1 protein-coding gene is annotated in these 472 nt (G+C 74.2%); it reads left to right on the top strand.

All coding sequences use genetic code 11. The features are described 5' to 3' along the window. The coding region (locus RM812_RS42270; protein ID WP_394816613.1) for a GPP34 family phosphoprotein at nucleotides 1-321 on the top strand (321 nt) is incomplete at its 5' end. Between the last annotated feature and the right edge of the window lie 151 nt (nucleotides 322-472).

Here is a 472-nt window from a genome sequence, read left to right on the forward strand (position 1 = left end):
CTCGGCCTCTTCCCGTACCACCGCCACTTCCCGGTCGTGCCGGACCTCGCGCGGGACGTCCTCGACCGGTTCGCGGCGGCCGAGGCGGCGGGGTACCCGGACCACCGCGACCGGGTGCTGGCAGCCCTGGTCTCGGCGATCGGCCTCGCCGGTGAGCTGACCCGCCTCGGCCGCAACGGCCGCACGGCGATGAAAGTCATGCGCCGCTCCGAGTGGACCGCGTCGGCCGTCCACCACAACGTGAAGCAGAACGAGTCCGGCGGAGGCAGCGGCTGGAGCGGCGGCGACAGCGGGGGCGGAGGTGGCTGCGGCGGGGACTGATCGGCCCGGCCGCCTCCGGTCAGCAGCGCGTGAGGCGGTCACACGTTCGGGGGAGCCTCGCCCATTCCTGACAGTGCGGCCGATCCGGCCCGCGAGGCTTCCTGGCATGCCGACACCAACGCACGACGACACCGAACCGCCCGGGGTGAGG

The sequence above is a fragment of the Streptomyces lancefieldiae genome, assembly GCF_031845825.1.
GTDB classification, from domain to species: domain Bacteria; phylum Actinomycetota; class Actinomycetes; order Streptomycetales; family Streptomycetaceae; genus Streptomyces; species Streptomyces lancefieldiae.